Here is a 1,200-nt window from a genome sequence, read left to right as displayed (position 1 = left end):
CGTAAGCTTCCCCGTCAAGCAGACACTTCAGAAGTAGAACCTCCGGCGACTTGTTGGCGGTACTCGGCGGGCGTCAGATCGCCTAGCGAGTCATGTGGCCGTTGCTCGTTGTACTCGAGCATCCACCACCAGGCTGCTTCGCGCACGTCATCGATCCGGGCGAACAGGTGCTGGTCGAGCACTTCGTCCCGGAAGGTGCGGTTGAAGCGTTCGATGTAGGCGTTCTGGTTGGGTTTGCCGGGCTGGATGTACTGGATTGCCATGACGTTGGCCTTGGCCCATTGCACGAAGGTTTCGCCCAGGAACTCCGGGCCGTTGTCGGTGCGCAGAACCTGGGGCAGTCCGTGGTCACGCTTGAGCTGCTCAAAGATTCGAACCAGGCGGCTGGAGGTGATCGAGGTATCCACCTCGATGTGCAGCACCTCGCGGTTGAAGTCGTCGACTACGTTGAAGGTCCGGAAGCGACGACCGCAGGCCAGGGCATCGGACATGAAGTCCGCAGACCAGACCGTGTCGGGCAACCGCGGCACATAGAGTGGCACCCGCTCGCGCTTGGGCAGGCGTCGCTTCGCCGCCCGTCTCAGGTTCAGTCGCATGGCCTTGTACACCCGGTAAATCCGCTTGTGGTTCCACTCCGGCCGGGTCCGGCGCAGCAGCTTGCGGCACTTCCAGAAGCCCCGGGCCGGCCGATCCTCGACCAGCCCCGCCAGCGCCGCGATCAGCTCCGCATCGCGCACCGTCCAGTCCAGCGGCGGCCGGTACCAGGCCGCCCGCGACAAGCCCACGCACCCGCAGGACCGGCGCAGTGGCCGCGCATGTACCTCGACCAGGTACCGCACCGCCTCGCGCTTCTGCTCCGGCCCTACAGTTTTTTTGCAATCAGGTCCTTCATCGCCGCATTGTCGAGCGCCAGCTCCGCGTACATGCGCTTGAGCTTGGCGTTCTCGGCTTCCAGCTCCTTGACCCGTTTCAGGTCGGACGCCTCCATGCCGCCGTACTTCGACTTCCATTGGTAGTAGGTCGGCACGCTGATTCCGGCCTGCCGGCAGACGTCCTTCACGGGCACTCCGGCGTCGGCCTGCTTGAGAATCGTGACGATCTGGGTCTCGGTGAATCGCGACTTCTTCATGGAATCTCCTGGCTGAGAAACATGCCAGAAAGTTCTACTTCTTGGGTGTCTACCTATCAGGGAAGCTTACG

1 protein-coding gene is annotated in these 1,200 nt (G+C 62.9%); it reads right to left on the bottom strand.

From position 1 onward, the window contains the following. Positions 1–14 precede the first annotated feature (14 nt). Positions 15–1,129 (bottom strand): IS3 family transposase gene (locus FKV25_RS07375; protein ID WP_170218577.1). Its coding sequence is split into 2 segments (ribosomal slippage): positions 15–877 and positions 877–1,129, totalling 1,116 coding nucleotides; the frame shifts between segments, so codons are not numbered across the junction. Between the last annotated feature and the right edge of the window lie 71 nt (positions 1,130–1,200).

The sequence above is a fragment of the Marilutibacter aestuarii genome (assembly GCF_006546775.1).
GTDB lineage: Bacteria > Pseudomonadota > Gammaproteobacteria > Xanthomonadales > Xanthomonadaceae > Marilutibacter > Marilutibacter aestuarii.
This window is presented reverse-complemented; position numbering and strand designations above follow the sequence as displayed.